The sequence below is a fragment of the Arthrobacter sp. D3-16 genome (genome assembly GCF_054408515.1).
Genome location: NZ_CP096437.1, coordinates 3,395,169 through 3,417,478, shown reverse-complemented (window position 1 = coordinate 3,417,478; position 22,310 = coordinate 3,395,169). Strand labels below are relative to the sequence as shown.

23 protein-coding genes are annotated in these 22,310 nt (G+C 66.2%); 14 read left to right on the top strand and 9 right to left on the bottom strand.

Annotated features, from left to right (window positions below; translation table 11 throughout):
• Positions 1-133: 133 nt before the first annotated feature.
• The 3 genes from M1D32_RS15920 (at position 134) to M1D32_RS15910 (ending at position 3,592) form a co-directional block, all read left to right on the top strand.
• Entirely contained in the window at positions 134-727 is a 594-nt protein-coding gene (locus M1D32_RS15920) for an adenylate kinase (protein WP_458779586.1), read from the top strand.
• A complete protein-coding gene (locus M1D32_RS15915; protein WP_458779585.1) occupies positions 724-1,596 on the top strand; it encodes an NAD-dependent epimerase/dehydratase family protein in 873 nt (290 codons plus the stop codon). Before M1D32_RS15920 ends, M1D32_RS15915 begins: the two co-directional genes overlap by 4 nt.
• A 100-nt stretch (positions 1,597-1,696) precedes the next feature.
• The gene (locus tag M1D32_RS15910) at positions 1,697-3,592 is read left to right on the top strand and encodes a S8 family serine peptidase (protein WP_458779584.1); all 1,896 of its coding nucleotides are present in this window, start codon (positions 1,697-1,699) and stop codon (positions 3,590-3,592) included.
• A 15-nt stretch (positions 3,593-3,607) separates the two neighbouring features.
• On the opposite strand, the gene M1D32_RS15905 is transcribed toward M1D32_RS15910, so the two are convergent.
• A complete protein-coding gene (locus tag M1D32_RS15905) occupies positions 3,608-4,711 on the bottom strand; it encodes a DNA alkylation repair protein (protein WP_458779583.1) in 1,104 nt (367 codons plus the stop codon).
• On the opposite strand from M1D32_RS15905, the gene M1D32_RS15900 reads away from it, so the two are divergent.
• Both M1D32_RS15900 and M1D32_RS15895 read left to right on the top strand, forming a co-directional pair.
• Positions 4,698-4,820, top strand: a complete 123-nt coding sequence (locus M1D32_RS15900; protein ID WP_458779582.1) for a hypothetical protein — start codon at positions 4,698-4,700, stop codon at positions 4,818-4,820. The genes M1D32_RS15905 and M1D32_RS15900 overlap by 14 nt on opposite strands.
• A 36-nt stretch (positions 4,821-4,856) precedes the next feature.
• A complete protein-coding gene (locus tag M1D32_RS15895) occupies positions 4,857-5,663 on the top strand; it encodes a phosphatase PAP2 family protein (RefSeq protein ID WP_458779581.1) in 807 nt (268 codons plus the stop codon).
• 101 nt (positions 5,664-5,764) lie between these two features.
• Here M1D32_RS15895 and M1D32_RS15890 read toward each other — a convergent pair whose 3' ends face one another.
• Entirely contained in the window at positions 5,765-6,085 is a 321-nt protein-coding gene (locus tag M1D32_RS15890; protein ID WP_458779580.1) for a MerR family transcriptional regulator, read from the bottom strand.
• 138 nt (positions 6,086-6,223) lie between these two features.
• Between M1D32_RS15890 and M1D32_RS15885 the strand changes: the two genes are divergently transcribed.
• The 4 genes from M1D32_RS15885 to M1D32_RS15870 all read left to right on the top strand — a co-directional run bounded on the left by M1D32_RS15885 (position 6,224) and on the right by M1D32_RS15870 (position 9,328).
• Positions 6,224-6,646 carry an Hsp20/alpha crystallin family protein gene (locus M1D32_RS15885; RefSeq protein WP_458782211.1) on the top strand — a complete coding sequence of 141 codons (423 nt, stop codon included), beginning with the start codon at positions 6,224-6,226 and terminating at the stop codon, positions 6,644-6,646.
• An 83-nt stretch (positions 6,647-6,729) separates the two neighbouring features.
• Positions 6,730-7,149 carry a J domain-containing protein gene (locus tag M1D32_RS15880; RefSeq protein ID WP_458779579.1) on the top strand — a complete coding sequence of 140 codons (420 nt, stop codon included), beginning with the start codon at positions 6,730-6,732 and terminating at the stop codon, positions 7,147-7,149.
• A 78-nt stretch (positions 7,150-7,227) separates the two neighbouring features.
• Positions 7,228-7,605 carry a hypothetical protein gene (locus tag M1D32_RS15875; RefSeq protein ID WP_458779578.1) on the top strand — a complete coding sequence of 126 codons (378 nt, stop codon included), beginning with the start codon at positions 7,228-7,230 and terminating at the stop codon, positions 7,603-7,605.
• Between the two features lie 175 nt (positions 7,606-7,780).
• A complete protein-coding gene (locus M1D32_RS15870; protein ID WP_458779577.1) occupies positions 7,781-9,328 on the top strand; it encodes a glycoside hydrolase family 1 protein in 1,548 nt (515 codons plus the stop codon).
• 72 nt (positions 9,329-9,400) lie between these two features.
• On the opposite strand, the gene M1D32_RS15865 is transcribed toward M1D32_RS15870, so the two are convergent.
• Both M1D32_RS15865 and M1D32_RS15860 read right to left on the bottom strand, forming a co-directional pair.
• Positions 9,401-10,492, bottom strand: coding sequence for an App1 family protein (locus tag M1D32_RS15865; RefSeq protein ID WP_458779576.1), 1,092 nt, complete (start codon positions 10,490-10,492; stop codon positions 9,401-9,403).
• A 66-nt stretch (positions 10,493-10,558) separates the two neighbouring features.
• Positions 10,559-11,290, bottom strand: a complete 732-nt coding sequence (locus tag M1D32_RS15860) for a DUF72 domain-containing protein (RefSeq protein ID WP_458779575.1) — start codon at positions 11,288-11,290, stop codon at positions 10,559-10,561.
• Between the two features lie 89 nt (positions 11,291-11,379).
• Between M1D32_RS15860 and M1D32_RS15855 the strand changes: the two genes are divergently transcribed.
• From M1D32_RS15855 to M1D32_RS15845, 3 genes are all read left to right on the top strand, one after another.
• On the top strand, positions 11,380-13,188 hold the full coding sequence (locus M1D32_RS15855) for a glycoside hydrolase family 15 protein (protein ID WP_458779574.1): 1,809 nt from the start codon (positions 11,380-11,382) through the stop codon (positions 13,186-13,188).
• Between the two features lie 117 nt (positions 13,189-13,305).
• Entirely contained in the window at positions 13,306-13,596 is a 291-nt protein-coding gene (locus tag M1D32_RS15850) for a hypothetical protein (RefSeq protein WP_458779573.1), read from the top strand.
• Positions 13,596-14,315 (top strand): HAD family hydrolase, encoded by a 720-nt coding sequence (locus tag M1D32_RS15845; protein ID WP_458779572.1) that lies wholly within the window; start codon positions 13,596-13,598, stop codon positions 14,313-14,315. Before M1D32_RS15850 ends, M1D32_RS15845 begins: the two co-directional genes overlap by 1 nt.
• Before the next feature lie 100 nt (positions 14,316-14,415).
• On the opposite strand, the gene M1D32_RS15840 is transcribed toward M1D32_RS15845, so the two are convergent.
• Complete coding sequence (locus tag M1D32_RS15840; protein ID WP_458779571.1) at positions 14,416-14,664, bottom strand: hypothetical protein; 249 nt, start codon at positions 14,662-14,664, stop codon at positions 14,416-14,418.
• A gap of 176 nt (positions 14,665-14,840) precedes the next feature.
• Here M1D32_RS15840 and M1D32_RS15835 point away from each other — a divergent pair, with 176 nt between their 5' ends.
• A complete protein-coding gene (locus tag M1D32_RS15835) occupies positions 14,841-16,016 on the top strand; it encodes a zinc-dependent alcohol dehydrogenase (protein WP_458779570.1) in 1,176 nt (391 codons plus the stop codon).
• An 86-nt stretch (positions 16,017-16,102) separates the two neighbouring features.
• Here the strand turns inward: M1D32_RS15835 and M1D32_RS15830 are convergent, their stop codons facing one another.
• Genes M1D32_RS15830 through M1D32_RS15815 form a run of 4 tightly spaced genes read right to left on the bottom strand, consistent with a single transcriptional unit; the run spans position 16,103 to position 21,290 of the window.
• Complete coding sequence (locus M1D32_RS15830; protein ID WP_458779569.1) at positions 16,103-16,915, bottom strand: bifunctional allantoicase/(S)-ureidoglycine aminohydrolase; 813 nt, start codon at positions 16,913-16,915, stop codon at positions 16,103-16,105.
• Between the two features lie 15 nt (positions 16,916-16,930).
• A complete protein-coding gene (locus M1D32_RS15825; protein WP_458779568.1) occupies positions 16,931-18,208 on the bottom strand; it encodes a DUF6986 family protein in 1,278 nt (425 codons plus the stop codon).
• Between the two features lie 3 nt (positions 18,209-18,211).
• Entirely contained in the window at positions 18,212-19,810 is a 1,599-nt protein-coding gene (aceB, locus tag M1D32_RS15820) for a malate synthase A (RefSeq protein ID WP_458779567.1), read from the bottom strand.
• Between the two features lie 37 nt (positions 19,811-19,847).
• Entirely contained in the window at positions 19,848-21,290 is a 1,443-nt protein-coding gene (locus M1D32_RS15815) for a malic enzyme-like NAD(P)-binding protein (protein WP_458779566.1), read from the bottom strand.
• A gap of 212 nt (positions 21,291-21,502) precedes the next feature.
• Here M1D32_RS15815 and M1D32_RS15810 point away from each other — a divergent pair, with 212 nt between their 5' ends.
• Positions 21,503-22,258: an IclR family transcriptional regulator gene (locus M1D32_RS15810; protein ID WP_458779565.1), complete on the top strand. Its 756-nt coding sequence runs from the start codon at positions 21,503-21,505 to the stop codon at positions 22,256-22,258.
• The last annotated feature ends 52 nt before the right edge of the window (positions 22,259-22,310 follow it).

Genomic DNA, 22,310 nt, shown 5'->3' with positions numbered 1-22,310 from the left:
TCATGTTTGCCTTCCCGATTGCGCCGTGGCTGCTGGCGCAGGATCTGGTATTGCGGGCAGAATAGGGCACGCGCCGGAGGTGCCGGCGGCGGACCCGGAAACCAGCGGTGCCGCGCCGCGGAGGGACAGAACCATGACCAGACTGCTCATCATCGGTCCGCCCGGCTCGGGGAAGGGAACGCAGGCGGAACACCTGGCGCAGCATTTCGGCGTCCCCACCGTATCCACCGGAGAAATCTTCCGGAGCAATGTCAGCCGGGAAACCGAACTCGGCAAGGAAGCCGTGAAGTACCTCGACGACGGTGATTTTGTTCCGGACCACCTCGCCAACGCCCTGGTCAAGGACCGTCTCCTGGAGTCCGACGTCAAGGCGGGCTTCCTTTTGGACGGCTACCCGAGGACCGCACCCCAAGTCATGGAGCTGGACAACGTGCTGGCTTCCCAGGGGCACGCCCTTGATGCGGTCATAGAGCTTCAGGCCCCCGACGAAGAGCTGGAACAGCGGATGCTGCAACGCGCCAAGGACGAGGGCCGCAGGGACGATACCGTGGACGTGTTCCGGCGCCGCCTCGATCTCTACCACCGCGAAACCCACGAAGTCGTGTCCGTCTACGCGGGCCGGGGCTTACTGGTGCCGGTGAACGGCAGCGGCGACCCCGGCGACATCACCAAACTTGCGATCGCGGCCGTCGAACGCTTTTTCAACGGGAAGGGAGAACGCGCATGAGGGTGGCAGTAACAGGAGGAAGCGGAAAGCTTGGACGGCACGTGGTGCGCAGGCTGGTTACTGACGGGCACCAGGTGCTCAACCTGGACCGCGTGGGGGAGCGGAACCCGGGGCTGGTGGCGGTGGACCTCCGCAACTACGGCCAGGTGCTGGATGCCTTGCTGGGCGTGGATGACAGGCACAGCGGTTTCGACGCCGTCGTGCACCTGGGTGCCATTCCGGCGCCGGGCATCCTTCCGGACGCCGCGACGTTCGAGAACAACATGCTGTCCACCTACAACGTGTTCCAGGCGGCCCGACGCTCTGGAATCAAGAAGGTAGTGTACGCCTCCAGCGAGACGGTGCTGGGACTGCCGTTCGACGCCGACCCGCCCTACATTCCGGTGGACGAGGAGTATCCTGCCAGGCCGGAGAGTACCTACTCGCTGGTGAAGCACCTCGAGGAGCAGATGGCCGTGGAGCTGACACGGTGGGATCCGGAGCTGAGCATCTCCGGGCTCCGGTTCTCCAATGTCATGGACCCCGAAGACTACGACCGCTTTCCGGCTTTCGACGCCGACGCGGCCCTGCGGAAATGGAACCTCTGGAGCTATATCGATGGGCGGGACGGCGCGCAGGCCGTGGTCCGTGCGCTGGAAAACGCCGGACCGGGCTTCGAGGCCTACATCATCGCCAATGCGGACACGGTGATGAGCCGCCCAAGCGCGGAACTTGCGGCCGAGGTGTTCCCCGACGTGAAGGTCACGAAGGACCTGGGCGAGCACGAAACCATGCTGTCCATTGACAAAGCCAGGCGGCTGCTCGGTTTTGAGCCCGAATACTCCTGGCGGAGCCACCGCCCGGACATCCCTGCAGGAGCCTCGATCTAGCCGGCAACGTCCAGCCGCAGGAATCTCAAAGTGTTCGCACAGGATCCTGCAAGGACCCGGTTTCGGTGCGGAACCGGGTCCTAACCTTTTGGTAGGGCGGATGACATACCGCCCGCGCAGCCCGCAACGCCAAAACAAGGACCCCAAAATTCGCACTCCATCCTTTGTGCTGCCCTTCGCCGCAGTGCTGGTTTCCGCCGTCGCCCTTTCCACCGCTTCACTGCCGGCGTCGGCAGCTCCCCCGGCGGATGCCGGCGCAACGGAACGCTACATCGTCCAGTACGCAGCCAATGCCGACGTAGCCGCAGAGGCGGCCGGCCTGCGCGCGCGGGGCATCGGCGTCGGCCGTACTTTTGCCCATGCTTTCCGTGGCGCGGTGGTAACCGCCAATCCAGCACAGGCAGCAGCACTGGCACGCTCGGGCCGGGTGGCTTCGGTGGAAGCCGACGCCCCCGTCAGCCTCTCCGCAACCCAGCAGCCCGCACCGTGGGGCCTGGACCGGGTGGACCAACGGCCCCTGCCCTTGTCCGGGTCCTATTCCTGGGCGGCATCCGGTGCCGGTGTGAGCGCGTACGTGGTGGACACCGGCGTCCTCGCCTCGCACGCAGACTTCGGCGGGCGGGTGGCAGCCGGCTGGAGCGCCGTTGCGGACGGCCGGGGCTCCAGCGACTGCAACGGACACGGCACCCATGTAGCAGGCTCGGTGGCCGGGTCCACCTACGGCGTGGCCAAGGGCGCCACCGTAGTGCCGGTCCGGGTGCTCGACTGCAACGGCTCCGGCTACAACTCCGACGTGGTGGCGGGCCTGGACTGGATCGCAGCCCACCACGCGGCGGGAACGCCAGCAGTAGCCAACCTCAGCCTGGGCGGCGGGGCCAGCACGGCCGTGGACACTGCCATCCAGGCAGTAATGAACGACCGCGTCACTGCCGTGGTTGCCGCCGGCAACTCCGCCGTTGACGCCTGCGGCGGCTCTCCCGCCCGCGTGCCGGCAGCCGTTACCGTAGCTGCCAGTGACTCATCTGACCGGCAGGCGTCCTTCTCCAACTTCGGATCCTGCGTGGACCTTTACGCGCCCGGCGTCGGGATCACCTCGACCCACCACACCTCGGCCACTGCCACTGCATCCATGTCCGGAACGTCCATGGCCGCCCCCCATACGGCAGGGGCAGCAGCAGTGCTTCTTTCCCAGAACCCCACACTCTCACCGGCCCAGGTGGCAGGCACGCTCGCATCCAGTGCGACCGCCGGGGTGGTCACCGGAGCCACCAGCGGCACCCCTAACCGCCTGCTGTTTGCCGGAGCTGGTGCTGCCGCCCCTGCACCAGCTCCTGGTCCGGTCCCTCCGGCTGCGCCTGCGCCCACCGTCACCGCCACCGCGCCGGGCCCCAATGCAACGGCTGTGGCTACGGGAGCCAACGTGACGGCCACCTTCAGCACTGGAGTTCAGGGCGTCACCACCGGAACGTTTGTTCTCAAAAACGCCGCTGGCAGCACCATCCCGGCCACCGTCAGCTACAACTCCACCACCCGCACGGCCATCCTGGACCCTGGTGCCGGCCTGCCGGCTGACGTAACCTACACGGCCACCTTGGTGGGTGGGGCTTCCGCCATCCGCGACGCCGCAGGTACCCCGCTGGCCTCCGTCACCTGGAGCTTCCTTACCGGCCCGGCCCCCTTAGTCACGGGCACAACACCTGGCAGCAACGCCCTGCTGGTGCGGCGGACCAACAACATCAGCGTCACCTTCAACGAGGCCGTCCAGGGGGTGTCCGGGACCACATTCGCGGTAAAAAATGCGGCTACCGGCGCGGTGGTTCCAGCCTCCGTGTTCCGGAACGGCACCACCAACCAGTGGATCCTGGATCCCCAGCAGGCACTGGCCGCCAAGACCAAGTACACCGTGACGGTGACCGGCGGCAGCGCCGGAGTGCGCGACCTTGCCGGAAACCCGTTCGCGGGCAGGAGCTGGCAGTTCACCACCGGCTCGTTCTAGCCATCACGGCGGGAACTACGCCATCTCCAGCACGAACTCCGTGCGCCCATGCGCGGCGCCGTTGATCTGAAGCTCCAACGCGTGCAGGCCGGGATGATGCACCCTGGTGGTCATCTGCCTGAAGGCGTGGCGCTTGGAGATGCTCCTGCTCTCGCCCGGCGCAAGGGTCAGGGTTGAGATCTTGAAGACCTTTGCGGACTGGCTGCCGTTGGCCTTGCGGTAGTGGACCAGGTAGTCCACCGCGAGGCGCACATCCTGGCTGCCGGTGTTGGAAATCTCGAAGGCGAACGTCAACTCTCCGGGCACCGTGAGGACGTCCTGGTCAAGGCGCGGCCCGGATACGGCCACCGACGCCGGTGTGAAACCCAGCAGCGCCAGCGCGTCGGGGTGCCCCTTCTTGATGAGGGTGCGGAGGCCATGGCGGACAACCCAACCCGTGTTGCTGTCCGCCGCCGAGAGCCAGTGCCGGGCTGTAACCACCACAGCATCAGGCGCATGGCGGGCGAGATCGTTGAGGTGGTTGGCCACGGAACGCCGGACATACCCGGACGGGTCGCGGTACAAGGCCGTGAGGATAGGCAGCGTGGTCTCGGGACGCTGGACGAGGGCCGGGACGCGCACGGCCCACGGAAGGTACGGACGTGTGCCCTCGCTCGCCAGGCGCCGGACGTGCTCATCAGGGTGGGCGGTCCACTGCTGGATGGCTGCCAGGGCCCGGTCCGGATCCCGGGCAAGAAGGCGACGGACGGCGAATTCCCCGGTGAGCCGCGGCGTCAGTTCGGCGAGCAGGGCCAGGCAATCATCAAAGTCCTTCACTGCGTCCGAGGCGAGGGCGAGGGTGACGGCGGCCTCCGAGACCGGCCACAAGACCCAGCCGGTGAATTCCGGAACCGCCAGAGCCGCCCGGAAGCTGCTGGACGCCGTCGTATATCCCGGCAAGGGACCCGTGCTGATGTCGGCCACGATGGCATTGGCCACAAGATCGGTCCGTGCACGTAAGTTCAGGTCACCCAGCAGCGACGCGCTGGCAGCAGTCCGCTTCCACTCCACGGCCGGCGCGCTTTCCGTCAGGACGCCGGTGAGCATGCCGATGCTCCGAGGATCAATGAGTTCGTTCATCACGCCCATGCAGTCAGGCTACCGCCGGGGTACGACGATCCAGGCAGCGCCGGATCCCGATGAAAAGGTCCGGGCCGGATCCCGGGTCAAGGGCGGGCAATCGGGATAATCTTCACCCTAGGCGGAACTCCATCTAGCGACGGGCATGGCAGTGACACAGCGGCGATCAGCAGGTTCCGGGGCCACCGGGAAAAAGGCCAGCAGATGGCGGGTCTTCCATGACAAGTTCGTGGTGGAGGAGCGCTATGTGGAACCGGACGACCGGCGGGCCCTGTACCGGGCGTCGATCATTCTGCTGGCGCTGGGGGTGGCGCTCTTCATCGCCACTCTGATCAGCGTGGTGCAGGCCGATGGCCTCTCCGCCGCCGACGGGCCCGTGCGCGATTGGCTGCTCGGGCTGAGGTCGCAGGCCCTCACCGTCGTCATGATCTTCCTGGCCGTTGTCTTTGGTCCGGTTGCCCTGCCCATCATCGTCCTGGTGGTCGTTGTCGCCTGGGGCTTCGCTGCAAAGCACGCCTGGCGTCCCATCCTGTTGGCCTCGGCCATGGTCACAGGCGTCATCATTTCGCAGATCATCCTCCAGATTGTCCGGCGTTCCCGTCCTCCCGTGGACCAGATGCTCTTCGGCATCGACCACACTTTTTCGTTCCCGTCCGGACACGTCCTCGGCGCCTGTGACTTCCTGTTGGTGGGTGCCTTTTTGATCTACTCCCGGCGAAGCAACCGGCGGGCTGCCGTGGCCGGGTTCGTAGGGGCAGGCGTGGGCATTGTGCTGGCGGCGCTGAGCCGGCTGTACCTGGGGTACCACTGGCTCAGCGACGCCCTGGCGTCGCTTTCGTTGTCCCTGGTGATCCTGGGCGGGGTGATAGCCCTGGACACGTGGCGGACGGCGAGGGTTCCGGGCGAGCGGATCACCGGCGAGCTGTCCAAGGCGGACGCGCCGGGCGACTGAACTCCGGGAGGACGTATCGGGTGTGCCAGTAAGGCCGGTCGGTCGGGTCCTGGGCAACGGCCCGACGTCGTGCCTGAGGCGACTTGGCGCCGTCGCGCCTTTCAGGCCGGCGGCCGGGACCGCGCCCGCTTGAGGGCCCGGTGAAGTTTGACATTGGCTTCCTCCAACTCCAGCACCTTGGCAACGCCGGCGAGGTTCAGGCCCTGGTCCAGCAGCTCCCCGATGCGCAGCAGTACCGCAATGTCCGCGTCGCTGTATTGCCGTGTGCCGCCGGAAGTGCGCGACGGCGTCAGCAGGCCCCGCGTCTCATAAAGGCGGATATTCTGCTGGCCGGTGCCGGCCAGCTTCGCCGCCACCGAGATGGCATACAAAGCCCGGCCCTTCGCGGGCGCTGGCGCCCGTCCTGCTTCCTGCTCTGCCATCAGGTCTCCAAAAATTCTCGATGAGTCTTGCTTCAGTTTCCCACGGGTGCTATAAAAAATCTATATCCACCACCATAGATCATGGCGGTGGATATGGCACCGACCCAACATCTGAAAAAGCTGAAGGAGTGGGAAATGATGTTGATGCGCACGGACCCGTTCCGTGAGCTGGACCGGCTCACGCAGCAGGTCTTTGGAACCGCTGCCCGCCCGGCCGCCATGCCCATGGATGCCTGGCAGGAAGACGGTGAGTTTGTGGTGGCCTTCGATCTTCCGGGCGTCAAGCTCGATTCGCTGGACCTGAACGTTGAGCGCAACGTCCTTACGGTCCGCGCGGAACGCCAGGATCCCACCCAGCCCAATGTGGAGCTGGTGGCCTCCGAGCGTCCCCGCGGCGTCTTCAGCCGCCAGTTGATCCTTGGCGACACCCTGAACACGGACAACATCAAGGCCAGCTACGACCAAGGCGTCCTGACGCTTCGGATCCCCGTGGCGGAAAAGGCCAAGCCGCGCAAGATCGAAGTGGAGACGCAGGGCCAGATGCAACAGATCGGAACCTAGGGCCGTGGCGGGCGCCGCAGGGCAACCCCTGGTTGCCCTGCGGCGCTCCCATTCGGAACTGCAGCTGTAACCGGAAGACTGACATGAGCCAAACCCCGGACTATTACGCCACCCTGCATATTCCGCACGACGCCACCCAGCAGCAGATCGCACGCGCCTACCGGGCCCTGATGCGCAGCCACCACCCGGACATGGATGGCGGAAGGGCGGCGTCGGAGGTGCAGGAGGGCGTGCAGCGCGGGGCGCCGAAGACCGATGCTTTGGGAGGCATGCCACCCGAAGCTGAGCTGCTGCGGATCATGCAGGCTTTCGCCGTCCTGCGCGATCCAGCCCGACGGGCAGCGTATGACCGCGAAAGGAAGGCAACACCGGCAGCCCGCGCAGAACCGGCGCAGCACACCGGGACGGACATCCCGGTGCGCAAGGTCCGGCACCCGGCCGGTCTGCCTGGGAATACCATCCGGATTACCCCCGTGCATTGGGAAAGCGGCCCCTGGGCCTAGCTGCCACTGCACCTGTCCCACACCGTAGCTGGCCCGGGCCATCCCTCCCGGGCACCCCTTCGAGAGGCGGAGAACTGTATGAGCGATTGGCGCCGCTACGATTCACACCTGATGCCTGCCTTCCACGAGCGCTTCGAACAGCGGTGGGGCCAGGGCACCGCTCCGTTCCTGGATCCGGAAGCGCATGAGGAGCCCTTGCCGCGTGCCCAGTGGATCAACCCCGCAACCGGCGCCGCGCTGGCCGTGGTGCCGGTATGGACGAACGACGAGAAGCAGCAACGGTCCTTCGGCGTGTTCTACCTCCCGCCCGCGGGCGACATCTGGGTGCTGCGGCCCGGTTACACCGGCTACCTCGAACCCGCCGACGGCGAAACGGAGCACCTGGTCACGCTACGGAACGATGCCTTCCGCAAGGCCGTGGCGCACGCGAAGGAGTTCCTGTTCGGCGACCAATAACACGCAGGCGGTTCAGCAGCATTGCCGATGAACTTCCCCGGTCTTTCATCCATGCCCGGACCCGGACAGCACGCTCACCAGCAGCAACGGAATCGTGCAAGGATATGGTCCTGACCCCGCGTCGGTTGATGCACTGGCGCGGGTACTCGTCCTGTCCGTAGTTAGGGTTGATTTAATGCACATTTCCGCCAGGGACCTCGCCGCACTCATCCCGCCGGGGTTCACGCTCGGCGTGGCCACCGCAGCCTTCCAGATCGAAGGCGCGCTGGATGAGGACGGCCGCGGACCTGCAGGCTGGGACGTGTTTTCCCGCAAGCCCGGGGCCATCGTGGAGGACCACAGCCCGGCCGTGGCATGCGACCACTACCACCGCATGCCCCAGGACGTGGCGCTCATGAAGCAGCTGGGTGTGGACTCGTACCGGTTTTCGTTCGCCTGGCCCCGCATCCAGCCCACGGGCAGCGGCCCGGCAAACCCCGCCGGCCTGGCCTTCTACGACCGCCTGCTGGACGAACTCCTCGCCAACGGGATCTCACCCATGGCCACGATCTACCACTGGGACACGCCCCTGGCCCTGGATGAGGACGGCGGCTGGATGAACCGCGACACCGCCTACCGCCTGGGGGAGTACGCCGCCATCCTCGCCGGGAAGTTCGGTGACAGGGTGGCCCGGTGGGTGACCATCAACGAGCCCGCCACCGTGAGCACCAACGGATACTCGCTCGGCCTGCACTCGCCGGGCAAGGAGCTCGTCCTGAACGCCTTCCCCACAGTCCATCACCAGCTGCTGGGCCATGGCCTGGCCGTGCAGGCCCTGCGTGCCGCGAACGTCCCGGGTGAAATCGGCATGACCAACGTGTACTCGCCCATGGTCCCGAACTCCATCAACCCGCTGGACCGGATCAGCGCCAACCTGATGGACCTGGCCCAGAACCGTCTTTACGCGGACCCGGTGCTGACCGGAAAATATCCGGACCTGATCCGTGCGGCCAAGTTCTTCAGCTCCTTCGAGCACCCTGCGGAGGACATGGAGCTCATTTCCCAGCCGCTCGATTTTTACGGGCTCAACTACTACATGCCCACCAAGGTGGCAGTTGGGCCAGGCGCCGGTGCTGTGCCGGCGAGCATGGCCGAGGCCATGGGCAGCGACCTCAGCGCGGCGGGCAGCGGCGGAACCCCCTTCCATGTGGAAACCTGGCCGGAGGCGGACATCACGTCCTACGGCTGGCCGGTGAAACCGGAGTATATGGGAGTGGCCCTGAAGGAAATGGCCGAGCGGTACCCCAATCTCCCGCCCGTCATCCTCACTGAGGGCGGGGCGAGCTTCGAGGACATCATCGTCCGGGACAAGTCGACCAACACCAGGTTCATCCCGGATGAGCGGCGCCTGAAGTACCTCTCGGACCACCTTGAGGCGGCGCTGCGGGCCACGGCTCCCGGCGGTGACGCCGAGTCGATCGATCTCCGCGGCTACTACGTCTGGTCCCTCCTGGACAACTTCGAGTGGTCGGCCGGCTACAACCAGCCCTTCGGGCTGCTCCACGTGGACTTCGAGACCCTGGAGCGGACTCCCAAGGCCTCCTACTTCTGGTACCAGGAACTCATCGAGGAGCGCGACCTTGTCAACGTGGCGGAGGCGGCCATCGCGCAGGCAGCGGCCCCTGAGGTCCTTGATACCGAGGCGCCCGACGACGGCCTGTCGCCTTTGGGCGCCAGCGCCTAGGAAGTTGCGGCTGCAGGGGTTCGGGGCCGGGACCGCGCGGGGTGGCAGGGACGCGCGGTCCCGGGCCGGGGCCTAGAGAAGGTCCAGCGTGGTGAGCTGCTTCGCTATCCCGGCACCGTCCGGCGAGTAGATCCACGGCACCCTGGACGTGGTGTGGTCTCCGTCCTCCGAGTGGCCGCCCGCGAACACGGACTCACTGACGGACAGTTGCCGGATGGCGATGGCCGCAACCTTGTCCGGGTTGTCCTGGGCAAAGCTTGAGTAGATCGCCTCATCGTGCTGGCCGTTGTCGCCGACAAGGAGCCAGCGCATATCCGGGAATTCCTTGGCCAGCCGGTCCAGGTTTCTGCGTTTGTGGTCCTGGCCGCTGCGGAACCACCGGTCCTGGGTCAGTCCCCAGTCCGTGAGCAGCAGGGCTCCGGAGGGATACATGTTGCGGGTGAGGAAGCGGGCCAGCGTCGGCGCCGCGTTCCAGGGCCCCGTGGACAGGTAGATCACCGGCGCATCCGGGTGTTCGACCGTGAGCCGATCCAGCAGCACCGCCATGCCCGGCGTGGCCATGCGGGCCCGTTCGCTCAGCACAAACGTGTTCCAGAGGGCAAGGAACGGCCGGGGCAGGGCCGTCACCATCACGGTGTCATCAATGTCCGAGACGATGCCGAACTTCACATCCGATGCAATCACCCGGATCTTGGCCTCGACGGGCTCCGTGCCTTCCGCCCGGAGAACGGCGGTGTGCCAGCCCGGTGAAAGCTTGACGTCCACCTCAGTATCGATCAGTCCGCCACGGTCCGCTTTGACGTGGGTGACAACATCGCCGATGGTGATCTCGACGTCGGTAAACTGCAGCGGCACGCTGGTGAAGGCGCGCCAGCCGCGGACGTTCTGGTTCCCGTTCTGCGCCGCGTGTTCCGCTTTGCTCCCCGGCAGCGGCTTTTGCGTGAGCAGGACCCGTCCCAGCACACGCACCAGGCTGGTGGAGCCGTAGCCCTGGTACGCGATGGTCTGGGGAACAAAGTTCCAGCGCTTGGCCAGCCGGATCCGCGCCGAATTAACGGCGTCCGAGATCCGGTGCGCGAGCCGGAACACCTGGTTTCCCTCGAGCGCGTCCGGGACCGGGGTGTGCGCTGTTCTCTGTGACGAATTGTTCGGAGCCGTGTCCATGGTTCCACTCTGCCACAGGGCGGCGCCGGGGGAAGCGATTGCTGGTCCCCGCAGACGTCTGTGACGTCAGCCTTCGCCCAGGATCCCGCGCAGGGTCTCGGCGTTCCGCACCGCGTGGCCCTCGCCGTCGTTGTTGAAATAGGCGTAAACGTCCAAGCCGTTGCCGGACCACTCCCGGATCCGTTCCGCCCACCACTGAAGGTCCGCTTCGGAATAGGAGCCGGCATACAGGTGCTCGTGGTCCGGCCCGTGGAGCCGCACGTAGGCAAAGGGGGCGGTGGTGCGCAGGATGCACGGCAGGTTGGCGCCGCTCATGATGCAGTAGGCAGCCTGGTGCCGCTCCAGCAGGGCATACACCTCCGGGCAGTCCCAGCTGGGGTGCCGGAATTCCACGGTGACACGGACCCAGTCCGGGACCGCGGCCAGGAAGTAGTGCAGCCGGGCGTCGTCGCGCTCCATGCCGGGCGGCAGCTGGACCAGGAGGACCGCCCGCTTATCTCCGAGCTCGTGCCAGCACCGCGTAATCCGCTCCAGCCAGACCTCGGGCTCGTACAGCTTCCGGGCGTGGGTCAGGCCGCGGGGGGCCTTGACGGACATGCTGAAGCCGGGCGGCAGCCGCTGGTTCCAGCCGGCAAATGTCGTGTCCCGGGGCCAGCGGTAGAAGCTGGCATTGAGTTCGACGGTTCGGAACCGGGCCACGTAGTGCTGGAGCCTGTCCTTGACCGGCAGCTTGGGCGGGTAGAGGACGTTCTCCCAGTGGTTGTAGCTCCATCCGGAGGTGCCGATATGGATTGCCATGGGTGCCTCCGGGTCAGTGCCGCCGTTGCTTTTGAGGCTACACCCCTGTACCCGGTCCACTTCGGGGCTTGCTGTGGCAGGGTAAAGGCATGGCGCGAATTGAAGACTATGCGGTTGTCGGTGACCTCCATACTGGGGCCTTGATCAACAAGGAAGGCTCCATCGACTGGCTGTGCCTTCCCCGGTTCGATTCCCCTGCCTGTTTCAACGCGCTGCTGGACACGCCCGAAGCAGGGCGCTGGCTCCTGGCGCCGGTAAGCGGCGGCCCCTGTACCCGCCGGGGCTACCGGGACGGCACCCTTATTCTGGAGACCGAATGGGACACCCCGGAAGGCACCGTGCGGGTCATCGACTTCATGCCGCCGCGGGATTCGGTGGCTGACATTGTCCGCATCGTCGAAGGCGTCAGCGGCAGCGTAAGGATGCACGGTGAGCTGACCCTCCGCTTCGACTATGGCCACATCATCCCTTGGGTGCGCCGGGACGCATACGGCCTGCATGCCATCGCCGGCCCGGACGCGGTCTACTTTGTCACCCCTGCCCCGCTTCACGGCGAAAACATGCACACCGTCAGCGAATTCACCGTCAACGCAGGGGAGCGGGTCCCCTTTGTCCTGACGTGGGCGCCCAGCCATGTGGGGCGGCCGCATACTGTCGACGCCGAAGAAGTGCTGGGCACCGCCTTTGCGTTCTGGCGTGGCTGGGCCTCGCAATGCACGGTGGAAGGCAAATACCAGGATGCCGTGGCCCGGTCCCTCGTGACGCTGAAGGCCCTCACCTACGCCCCAACCGGAGGGATCGTGGCGGCAGTCACCACCTCGCTGCCGGAACAGCTCGGCGGCCCCCGCAACTGGGACTACCGCTACTGCTGGCTGCGCGATGCCACCATGACGCTCCAGGCGCTGCTGGCTGCCGGTTACACCGCAGAAGCGGCCGCGTGGCGGGACTGGCTGTTGCGGGCCGTGGCCGGTGACCCCGCGGATCTGCAGATCATGTACGGCATTCACGGCGAACGCCGGCTGCCGGAGATGGAGCTGCCCTGGCTGAAGGGTTACGAAAACTCGTCCCCGGTGCGCATCGGCAACGGTGCGGCCGAACAGCTCCAGCTCGACGTGTGGGGGGAGGTGCTCGACTGCCTGGCATTGACGCGCAACTCCCTGCTGAAGCACTCGGACGAGGCATGGGACGTCCAAGTGGCACTGATGGAGCATCTGGAAACCATTTGGGACCAGCCTGACAACGGGCTCTGGGAAATGCGCGGGCCGCGCCGCCACTTCACACATTCGAAGGTGATGGCCTGGGTTGCAGCGGACCGCATGGTGAAGGGGGTCCGCGAATCGGGACTGCCCGGGCCGGTGGAGCGCTGGGAAAAGCTGCGGGACACCATCCACCGCGACGTGATGGCCAACGGGTTCGACGCCCGCCGCAACACGTTCGTCCAGTCCTACGGGCGGCCGGAACTGGACGCCAGCCTGCTCCTGATTCCCCGGGTGGGGTTCCTGCCGTCTGATGATCCCCGTGTTATCGGAACCATTGAAGCCATCCAGCGGGAGCTGACGGAGGACGGTTTTGTGCTCCGGTACCGCCCCGCCGTGAGCGACGACGGCCTGCCGGGTGATGAGGGCGTCTTCCTGGCCTGTTCGTTCTGGCTGGTGGAGGCGCTGCTGGGCGCGGGCCGCCACGAGGAATCCCGGGAACTCTTTGAGCGCCTCCTTGACCTGCGCAACGACGTGGGGCTGCTGAGTGAGGAATGGGGCGTACGGGCCGGCCGGCAGCTGGGCAATACACCCCAGGCCTTCAGCCACTTCGCGCTTGTGACTAGCGCTTTGGAGCTGCATCAGGATACGGTTCGGCGCAGTGACACCCCTATTCCGCCGGAGACGGCGGAAGCGCGCTGAGGCGGCGCGTCCAACGGTGCGACTTCTCCTTCGCAGAATAGATAAGTATACTTACTAACACCTCATGGAGTGCTCCCAGTAAGCACGGTGCGGTGACTGACGGAGGAGTGATTGCAAATGGCCGGGTATTTTGAGCTCGTGGACGCGCCTGACGGCGGCTACAGGATCAGGATGATGGACGGAACCGGGAACCTGATGGCCATCTCGGTGACCTTTCCCACGAAGAGGGCGGCTGTTGCCGGCGTGGCAATGGCGCGGGAGATCGCCGGGACGGGCCTCATTAGGGACAAGAGCCACGACGGCGCAGGCACGGTGATCCGTGAGCGCGTACGTCCGGTGAATACGGCCAAGGAGGAGGCTGCCCTGGCCAGGAGAACTCCAGGGGCCAAACGGGCAGCGGTCAGTTGATGGCCCTGCAGGCTGCCGGGTCCCCTGACGGCGGGCGCCGGCAGGGGATCCTTTTTGATGTTGACGGCACCTTGATCGATTCGTCGTACATCCACACCATCTCCTGGTGGGGCGCCTTCCGGCAACAGGGTTACGACATTCCGATGGCATCCATCCACCACTTTGTGGGCATGGGCGGCGACCGCCTGGTGGACAGCCTCCTGCCGGCAAGCCGGGACCGTTCCCTAGATCCTGACATCATGGCCAGCCATGGGGCCCTGTACGCCTCGCACTGGCCGGCGCTGCGTTCCTTCGACGGCGCCAAGGACCTGCTGGCCCAGTGCCATGTTGCGGGACTCGCCGTTGCCCTTGCCTCCTCCGCGCGCAAGCAGGATCTGCAGGTCATGAAGGCCACCCTGGATGCCGACGCCTTTATCGATGCCGCCACCAGCGCCAATGACGCCAAGGACAGCAAGCCTGCCCCGGACATCCTCGTGGCGGCGCTGGAGGCCATCGGCGTGGAAGCGGCCAACGCCGTCTTCGTGGGGGACGCGGTGTGGGACATGAAGGCCGCGGCGGCGCTGGGCATTCCAGCGATCGCCGTTACCTGCGGCGGAGTCAACGCCGGCGAGCTCCGTGACGCTGGCGCCGTGGAGGTCTACGAGGGGCCGCGCGACCTGCTCGAGAACCTGACATCAAGCGCCATCGGCCGGTTGCTCTCGCTGGCTCCTAATTCCTGACGCAACTCCTGACCCAACACCTGACGCAACTCCTGGCTCCGGCTCCCGACGCCGGCTTGGCCGCGGCCGCACCATCCGCCGTCGGACTTTTTATGCCGTGCTAGAGGACCTGGCCGCCGGCAACGGAGTCTTCGTCACCCTGGTTCGCCGGCTTGGCCCAGGAAACCGCCACCCGCACCGAGCCGTCGTCGCCCCGGTCAACGTCCGTGACCACGTCTGCCGCGCTGGCCCCCATCTCCATGATCCGCTCGCGGTAGGTGCCCACCAGCTGCTCCAGGCTCTCTTCCGTCCACTCTCCGGGCCGCATACGTGTGGAGATTTCGACCGGTTCGGGCTGGTAGAGCGACATAACGTTCCTCTTTCACTTCTGCGGGTCTGCTGCTGTAGCTCTTCCTACGCTAGGAGCACGAAGGCAGAACGACAAGGATTTTAGTCAGGTTGCTTACTTTTTACCCCGCCAGCCGATAGCGTCGAAGGATGGGCGTGAGCCCCACTGCAGCGAAAGAACTTCGGGAAAGGTGAATTGTGAAAGCACTGACATGGCAAGGAAAACGGTCGGTAAGTGTGGAAGAGGTACCCGATCCCGTCATCCAGGAGCCCACGGACGCCATTATCCGGATCACCTCCACCGCGATCTGCGGATCGGACCTGCACCTGTACGAAGTGCTGGGGCCGTACATGCATAAGGGCGACGTGATCGGCCACGAACCAATGGGCATCGTGGAGGAGGTGGGAAGCGCCGTCACCAACCTCCGCAAGGGCGACCGGGTGGTGGTCCCGTTCAACATCGCCTGCGGCCGGTGCTACATGTGCGCCCAGGGCCTCCAGTCCCAGTGCGAAACTACCCAGGTCAAGGACAAGGGCTCCGGCGCTGCGCTCTTTGGCTATTCGGAACTGTACGGTTCCGTTCCGGGCGGGCAGGCCGAGTACCTGCGCGTCCCCCACGCCGACTACGGCCCGGTGAAGGTGGCAACCGAGCTCCCGGATGAGCGCTACCTCTTCCTGTCGGACATCCTTCCGACGGCCTGGCAGGCCGTGGAGTACGCCGACACTCCGGCCGGCGGCACCCTGGCCGTGTTCGGACTGGGGCCGGTGGGCCAGTTCTCCGGACGGATTGGCGTGCAGCGCGGGCTGCGGGTCATCGGTGTGGACCCGGTGCCCGAGCGGCGCGAGATGGCGGCTCGGCACGGCATCGAAACGCTCGATTACGGAAACGACGTGGCCGACCAGCTGCGGGAGATGACCGCCGGCAGGGGCCCGGACGCGGTGGTGGACGCCGTCGGCATGGAAGCGCATGGTTCCCCGGTTGCCGGCTTCGCCCACCAGGCGCTGGGCCTCCTGCCCGACAAGCTTGCGCAGAAGGCCATGGAGACTGGCGGTGTTGACCGGTTGGCAGCACTGCACACCTCCATCGACGCCGTCCGGCGCGGCGGGACCGTCTCGCTGAGCGGGGTCTACGGCGGCCAGGCCAGTCCGATGCCCATGCTCACCATGTTCGACAAGCAGCTCCAGGTGCGGATGGGGCAGTGCAACGTGCGGCGCTGGACTGATGACCTGCTTCCCCTGGTGGAGGACGACGTCGATCCGCTCGGTGTGATGGATCTGGTCACCCACCGCTCGGGGCTGGAAGGCGCGCCGGCGCTGTACGAAAAGTTCCAGAAGAAGGAAGACGGCTGCATCAAGGTTGTGCTGAACCCCTGAACCCCTGAACCCCTGAACCACCTGAAGCGGGAGGCCGTGGTGATGCTCCACCACGGCACTTCCCGCTTCCCCGTTGAGTAGGGTGATTAGGTGAGGCGGACCTGCCGGTTCATGTCCTTATAGAGCAGGTAGCGGAACTCGCCCGGGCCGCCGGCGTAGCAGGCCTGCGGGCAGAAGGCACGCAGCCACATAAAGTCGCCGGCCTCAACCTCCACCCAGTCGTTGTTCAGCAGGTACATGGCCTTGCCCTCCAGGACGTACAGGCCGTGCTCCATCACATGGGTTTCGGGGAACGGGATGACGCCGCCGGGCTGGAACGTCACGATGTTCACCTGCATGTCGTGCGCCAGGTCGTTGGAGTCCGTGAAGCGGGTGGTCTTCCAGGCGTCGTTGGTGTCCGGCATCGACGTGGGCTGCACGTCCTTTTCGTTGGTGACGAAGGACTTGGCCTCGTAGCCCTCAAGGCGTTCGTAGGCCTTGCGGATCCAGTGGAAGGACACGACGTCGTGGGAAACGTTCTCCAACCCCCACTCGGAACCGGCAGCCAGGTAGGCGTAGCCGCCTTCCTCCAGCTGGTGCAGTTCGCCGTCGAGGGTGAGGTTCACCTTGCCGCGGGTGACAAAAATGACACCTTCGACGCCGGACTCGAATTCTGCCTTGGGGGCACCGCCACCCGGGCCGATTTCCACGATCAGCTGCGAGAATGTGGTGGCGAATCCCGAGATGGGGCGGGCGATGATCCAGGAGCGGGTGTTCGAAAAGCCCGGCAGGTTGGACGTGACGATGTCCGTCATGACGCCCTTCGGGATCACCGTGTACGCCTCGGTGACGATGGCCCGCTCGGTGGTCAGGTGGGTCTGCGGCGGCAGTCCGCCGGTGGGGGAGTAGTACTTGCCCATGGAAGAATTCCTTAGTTAGGAGTTGGAAGTGGTGGTGAGCCTCGGGTGCGCCAGTGCAGTCAGCTGGGGGAGTCCGACGGCGGCCAGCGCCTGCACTTCATCCGCACCGACGGCGCCGCACTGGACGCCGCGCAGCACGAACGCGGCCAGCGCCCGGGCGGTGGCGGGCTCGTCCATCACGCCGCCTGCCGTCTGCTCCACGTAGTTGCGCAGGCGTGCAGCGGCGGCCGGAAGGCCCTGCCGGTAAAAGGCGTAGGTGGCCGCGAAGCGGCTGGGCAGCTGGGCCGGGTGCAGGTCCCAGCCCTGGTAATAGCCGCGTTCCAGCGACCGCCGGACCAGGCGGCCGTGCAGCTGCCAGGCGTTTTCGACGTTGTCGCCCACCGGGATGATGTTGGTGGACCCGTCCGAAAGGCGGATCCCCGTGCCTGCAACTGCCAGCTGCATGACCTCCTTGGCTAAGTCGGCCACCGGGTGCTCCATGGACTGGTACTCCGCGGAAATCTGGAGCGACGCCGAGTAGTCGTACGTGCCGTAGTGCAGGCCGCTGATCCGGCCCGGGACGGCGTGCGGCAGCTGGGCCACGGGGGACGTCCCCTCGGGGCCGAGGATCAGCTGCGGTGTTTCCACCTGGACCTCGAACCGCAGCCGTCCGGCAGGCAGCCCGTGGATGTCCTCCAGCCGTGACACGGCATAGTCCATGGCCTGGACCTGCGCCACAGTGGTGACCTTGGGCAGGGTCAGGACCAGCCCTTCCGGCAGTTCGCCGGCGGCGGCCAGGTTGGAAACGAACAGGTCCAGGGTCCGCAGCCCGCGGGCCCGGGTAGGTGCCTCGAAGCACTTGAAACGGATGCCGATGAACGGGGGAGCGGAGCCGGCGGCGACGGCGGCGGCCACTGCGGAGGCCGCGGCGACAGCGGCGGCGTCCTCGGCGTCGTCGCCCCTGTCCCCGAAGCCGTCCTCGAAGTCGAGGCGCAGGTCCTCGATGGGCTCACTCGCCAGCTTGGCTTCGACGCGCGGGGCAACGGCCTCCGCGAGGCCGGGCTCCTGGCCCAGCAGGGCGCCGAGCTTCCCATAACCACCGTGCGCGGCAACGGTGGACTGTGCCTCCGCTCCCCAGTCAGCAGCGAACGACGGCGTGAACCGGTCAGCGGGCACATACACCGTGTGGACGGGCTGGCGGGAGCCGTCGTCGCCCGGGTAGTTCTGCTCCAGCAGCCGGTCAGTGGCGGCCAGCTGTCCGTCGATGTGCGCGAGGTCCCCCGGGGAGAGCGACGCTTTGGGTGTTGCCGCCATGCCTCAGCCCACCAGTTCGTAGGCCGGGGTGGTGAGGAAATCCGTGTAGTCCTCCGAGAGGCAGATGTCCGCGATCAGTTGGCTGGCGGGCTGGTAGTAGAGGCGGAAGGCCTCGTCACCGAATTCGGTGCGGAGCCGCTCGGTTTCCTCGCCCAGGATCCGCTCCACAAGTTCACGGGTGACGGTGTTGCCCGTGTCCGCAAGGACAGACTTGTTGCGGATCTGCTGCCACACCTGCGAGCGGGAGATTTCCGCCGTGGCGGCGTCCTCCATCAGGTTGTGGATGGCGACGGCGCCATTCCCGGACAGCCAGACGGCGGTGTACGCCACTGCTACGTAGAGGTTCAGCCGCAGGCCCGCCTCGGTCACCTGGCCATCGGCGGAAGCCACGTCCAGCAACTGCTCCGCCGTCACGGAAACCTCGGGGCGCTGCTTGTCCAACTGGTTCGGCTTGTCGCCAAGGACGGCGTCGAACACTTCCCGGCAGGTGGGAACCAGGTCCGGGTGGGCAACCCAGGAACCGTCGAAGCCGTCGTTCGCCTCGCGGGTCTTGTCCGCGCGGACCTTGGCAAAGGCCGCCTCGGTGACCTCAGGGTGGCGGCGGTTGGGGATGACGGCCGCCATGCCGCCCATCGCGAAGGCGCCGCGCTGGTGGCACGTCTTCACGAGCAGTTCGGTGTAGGCGCGCATGAACGGGGCCGTCATGGCAACGGAAGCGCGGTCCGGCAGCACAAACTCCTCGCCCGCGTCGCGGAAGTACTTGATGATGCTGAACAGGTAGTCCCAGCGCCCGGCGTTCAGGCCGGAGGCGTGGTCACGCAGTTCGTACAGGATCTCGTCCATCTCGAAGGCAGCCGGGATGGTTTCGATCAGCACGGTGGCGCGGATGGTGCCCTGGTTCAGCCCCAGGTAGTCCTGCGCGAAGACAAACACATCGTTCCAGAGCCGGGCTTCGAGGTGGCTTTCCATCTTGGGCAGGTAGTAGTACGGGCCCTGTCCGTTGAGGACCAGCTGCTTGGCCACGTGGAAGAAGTGCAGTCCGAAGTCCACCAACGCACCGACGGCAGGTTCGCCGTCGATGAGCAGGTGCTTCTCCGGCATGTGCCAGCCGCGGGGCCGGGCCACCACGACGGCGAGCGGCGCGTCGGTGCGGAGCCTGTACTCCTTGCCCTCGGCAGACGTGTGGCTGAGGGTGCCCTGGGCTGCGTCGCGGAGGTTCAGGATGGCGTCGATGACGTTGGCCCAGGTGGGCGTGCTGGCGTCCTCGAGGTCCGCGAGCCAGACCTTCGCCCCGGAGTTCAACGCGTTAATGGCCATCTTTGCCGGTGAGGCCGGCCCGGTCATCTCAACCCGGCGGTCCTGCAGCGCCGCGGGCGCGGGTGCAACCTTCCAGTCGCCGTCGCGCACGTCCCGGGTTTCCGGCAGGAAGTCCAGCTTGCCGGTCTCGGCTACGCGCTGCCGCTTGACGCCGCGGGCGGCAAGGAGCTCGTTGCGGGTGCCGGCAAAACGGGTGTGCAGCTCCTCCAGGAATGCCAGCGCCTTGGGGGTGAGGATCTCCTCCGCGCGGTCGATGGGCCGGGGATCTGTGACAGTAATGGCCATTTCTGGTCCTTTCCTTGTGCTGAAGTCAGGCAGTGAATCAGGCGCTGGCCAGGGCGGCTTCGGGCGCTGAGGCTGCAGCAGCCGCTGATGCCACGTTGGCGTTGTGGGCTGCAGCGGCGACGGCTGAGGCGACATCGGCGGCGACATGGGGATCGAAGACGCTGGGGATAATGTAGCTGGCATTCAGCTCGTCGTCAGCTACCCGGTTGGCGATCGCCTCCGCGGCGGCCACCAGCATCTCCGGAGTGATGTCCGATGCGCCGGCGTCCAGCAGGCCCCGGAAGAAGCCGGGGAAGGCCAGGACATTGTTGATCTGGTTGGGGAAGTCGCTCCGGCCGGTGGCCACCACTGCGGCGTGCCTGGAGGCGATCACGGGATCGATCTCCGGTGTGGGATTGGCCATGGCGAACACGATGGCGTTTTCTGCCATGGCGGCCACCTGCTCCTCGCCGATCACATGCGGGGCGCTGACGCCGATGAAGACGTCCGCTCCCACGAGGGCTTCGTGCAGGGTGCCGGCGAAGCCGTCCTCGTTGGTGTTTGCCGCGATCCAGCTGCGGTGCTCGTCCCCGTACTGTTCGCCGGAGTGGATGGCGCCGGAGCGGCCGGCGGCGACGATGTGTCGTGCGCCCTGGGCCTTCAGGAGCTGGATGATGGCCGAGCCCGCGGCCCCGACGCCGGAAACCACGATGCGAACCTCATCGAGCTTCTTGCCCACAACGCGGAGGGCGTTGACCAGGGCAGCGAGGGTGACGATGGCGGTGCCGTGCTGGTCATCATGGAAGACGGGGATATCGAGTTCATCGCGCAGGCGTTTCTCAATCTCGAAGCAGCGCGGGGCGGCGATGTCCTCAAGGTTGATTCCGCCGTAAACGGGGGCCATGGCCTTGGCGATCATGATGATTTCCTCGGTGTCCTGGGTGTCCAGGCAGACCGGCCAGGCGTCCACATTGGCGAACTGCTTGAACAGCGCAGCTTTGCCTTCCATGACCGGCAGGGCGGCGGCCGGGCCGATATTGCCCAGGCCCAGCACGGCTGAACCATCCGTGAGGACGGCGATGGTGTTGCGCTTGACGGTCAGGTTGCGGGCCGCTGCCGGGTCCTCGGCAATCGCGAGGCAGACGCGCGCGACGCCGGGAGTGTAGGCGCGGGAGAGGTCGTCCCGGTTGCGCAGGGCTACTTTGGGGACGACTTCGAGTTTGCCGCCCAGGTGCATCAGGAAGGTGCGGTCCGAGACGTGTTGGACCGTAACGCCGTCGAGTGCGTTGAGGGCGTCTTTGACCCTGCCCGCGTGCTCGTCATCAGTGGTGTTGCAGGTGACGTCGACAACCAGGGTCTCGTGGTGGGACTCGCTGACGTCCAGGGCGGTGATGGCTGCGCCGGCGGCACCGACGGCGGCGGCCAGCTCGCTGGTGGCGCTGAAGCTTGACGGTGCTTCCACGCGCAGGGTGATCGAATTTCCGGGGCTGGGGTTCGCCATTGAATGTCCTCCTGTTGGGCCCGGGACGGGCTTCTGCTCGAAACCGAATGTTTTCGTATTATGGATATTATTATCTACTCTGTGGAAACACAAGCCCCCTCTGCCGTTCATCGCGTCAGCGGAGCCGGTGCTGTATCTTGAGAGCATTAGGGCAATTCTTTTCACGATGCGGATAAGACTTGTCGGAATCCGAGTCCACAGGAGACTGGTACATGGCTGAGAAAGCCGCAGGTGGCGTCCAATCCGTTGAGCGCGTCTTCGAACTGTTGGAACTGATCACTGATGCCGGCGGCGATGTCACCCTCAGCGAGTTGTCCTCGTCCACGGACCTGCCGCTGCCCACAATCCACCGCCTGCTGCGCACCCTGGTGTCGCTGGGCTACATCCGCCAGCTGCCCAATCGGCGCTACGCCCTGGGTCCGCGGCTGATCCGCCTGGGCGAAGGGGCCAACAAGCAGCTTGGTGCCGTAGCCCGCCCACAGCTGAAAACGCTGGTGGACCGGCTGGGGGAGACCTCCAACATGGCCGTGCTCGACTCGGACATGGTGATTTACGTGGCGCAGGTGCCGTCGCTGCACTCGATGCGCATGTTCACCGAGGTGGGCCGGCGTGCCCATACCCATGCCACCGGCGTCGGCAAAGCCATCCTGGCCCAGCTGGACGACGACACTGTCCGCGGCATCGTTACCCGCGCCGGAATGCCGACCCCCACGGCGAAGAGCATCGCCGGCGTTGATGACCTCCTGGCCGACCTCAAGCTCATACGGGAACGGGGCTACTCCATTGACGAGGAGGAGCAGGAATTGGGTGTCCGCTGCTTCGCCATGGCCGTGCCAAACGCTCCCACCCCCACCGCAATTTCCGTTTCCGGTCCTGTGTCCCGGGTGGACGAGCACTTCGCCGACAAGGCCGTCCCGGTCCTCCGCGAAGCGGCCGAGGCCATCTCCACGGAGCTCAACCGCAACTGATCGGAACTCCTTTCCTGACGCCGACGGCGGCCTGCTCCTTCCGGAAGCGGGC

What these genes read in the sequence shown, in the direction of transcription:
- M1D32_RS15880 (WP_458779579.1), top strand. Translation starts at nt 6,730, where the DNA reads ATGAGCCAAACCCCGGACTATTACGCCACCCTGCATATTCCGCACGAC.
- M1D32_RS15865 (WP_458779576.1), bottom strand. Translation starts at nt 10,492, where the DNA reads ATGGACACGGCTCCGAACAATTCGTCACAGAGAACAGCGCACACCCCG.
- M1D32_RS15910 (WP_458779584.1), top strand. Translation starts at nt 1,697, where the DNA reads ATGACATACCGCCCGCGCAGCCCGCAACGCCAAAACAAGGACCCCAAA.
- M1D32_RS15875 (WP_458779578.1), top strand. Translation starts at nt 7,228, where the DNA reads ATGAGCGATTGGCGCCGCTACGATTCACACCTGATGCCTGCCTTCCAC.
- M1D32_RS15900 (WP_458779582.1), top strand. Translation starts at nt 4,698, where the DNA reads ATGAGTTCGTTCATCACGCCCATGCAGTCAGGCTACCGCCGGGGTACG.
- M1D32_RS15840 (WP_458779571.1), bottom strand. Translation starts at nt 14,664, where the DNA reads ATGTCGCTCTACCAGCCCGAACCGGTCGAAATCTCCACACGTATGCGG.
- M1D32_RS15825 (WP_458779568.1), bottom strand. Translation starts at nt 18,208, where the DNA reads ATGGCGGCAACACCCAAAGCGTCGCTCTCCCCGGGGGACCTCGCGCAC.
- M1D32_RS15885 (WP_458782211.1), top strand. Translation starts at nt 6,224, where the DNA reads ATGTTGATGCGCACGGACCCGTTCCGTGAGCTGGACCGGCTCACGCAG.
- M1D32_RS15905 (WP_458779583.1), bottom strand. Translation starts at nt 4,711, where the DNA reads ATGAACGAACTCATTGATCCTCGGAGCATCGGCATGCTCACCGGCGTC.
- M1D32_RS15870 (WP_458779577.1), top strand. Translation starts at nt 7,781, where the DNA reads ATGCACATTTCCGCCAGGGACCTCGCCGCACTCATCCCGCCGGGGTTC.
- M1D32_RS15850 (WP_458779573.1), top strand. Translation starts at nt 13,306, where the DNA reads ATGGCCGGGTATTTTGAGCTCGTGGACGCGCCTGACGGCGGCTACAGG.
- M1D32_RS15845 (WP_458779572.1), top strand. Translation starts at nt 13,596, where the DNA reads ATGGCCCTGCAGGCTGCCGGGTCCCCTGACGGCGGGCGCCGGCAGGGG.
- M1D32_RS15810 (WP_458779565.1), top strand. Translation starts at nt 21,503, where the DNA reads ATGGCTGAGAAAGCCGCAGGTGGCGTCCAATCCGTTGAGCGCGTCTTC.
- M1D32_RS15915 (WP_458779585.1), top strand. Translation starts at nt 724, where the DNA reads ATGAGGGTGGCAGTAACAGGAGGAAGCGGAAAGCTTGGACGGCACGTG.
- M1D32_RS15815 (WP_458779566.1), bottom strand. Translation starts at nt 21,290, where the DNA reads ATGGCGAACCCCAGCCCCGGAAATTCGATCACCCTGCGCGTGGAAGCA.
- aceB (WP_458779567.1), bottom strand. Translation starts at nt 19,810, where the DNA reads ATGGCCATTACTGTCACAGATCCCCGGCCCATCGACCGCGCGGAGGAG.
- M1D32_RS15860 (WP_458779575.1), bottom strand. Translation starts at nt 11,290, where the DNA reads ATGGCAATCCATATCGGCACCTCCGGATGGAGCTACAACCACTGGGAG.
- M1D32_RS15890 (WP_458779580.1), bottom strand. Translation starts at nt 6,085, where the DNA reads ATGGCAGAGCAGGAAGCAGGACGGGCGCCAGCGCCCGCGAAGGGCCGG.
- M1D32_RS15855 (WP_458779574.1), top strand. Translation starts at nt 11,380, where the DNA reads ATGGCGCGAATTGAAGACTATGCGGTTGTCGGTGACCTCCATACTGGG.
- M1D32_RS15830 (WP_458779569.1), bottom strand. Translation starts at nt 16,915, where the DNA reads ATGGGCAAGTACTACTCCCCCACCGGCGGACTGCCGCCGCAGACCCAC.
- M1D32_RS15895 (WP_458779581.1), top strand. Translation starts at nt 4,857, where the DNA reads ATGGCAGTGACACAGCGGCGATCAGCAGGTTCCGGGGCCACCGGGAAA.
- M1D32_RS15920 (WP_458779586.1), top strand. Translation starts at nt 134, where the DNA reads ATGACCAGACTGCTCATCATCGGTCCGCCCGGCTCGGGGAAGGGAACG.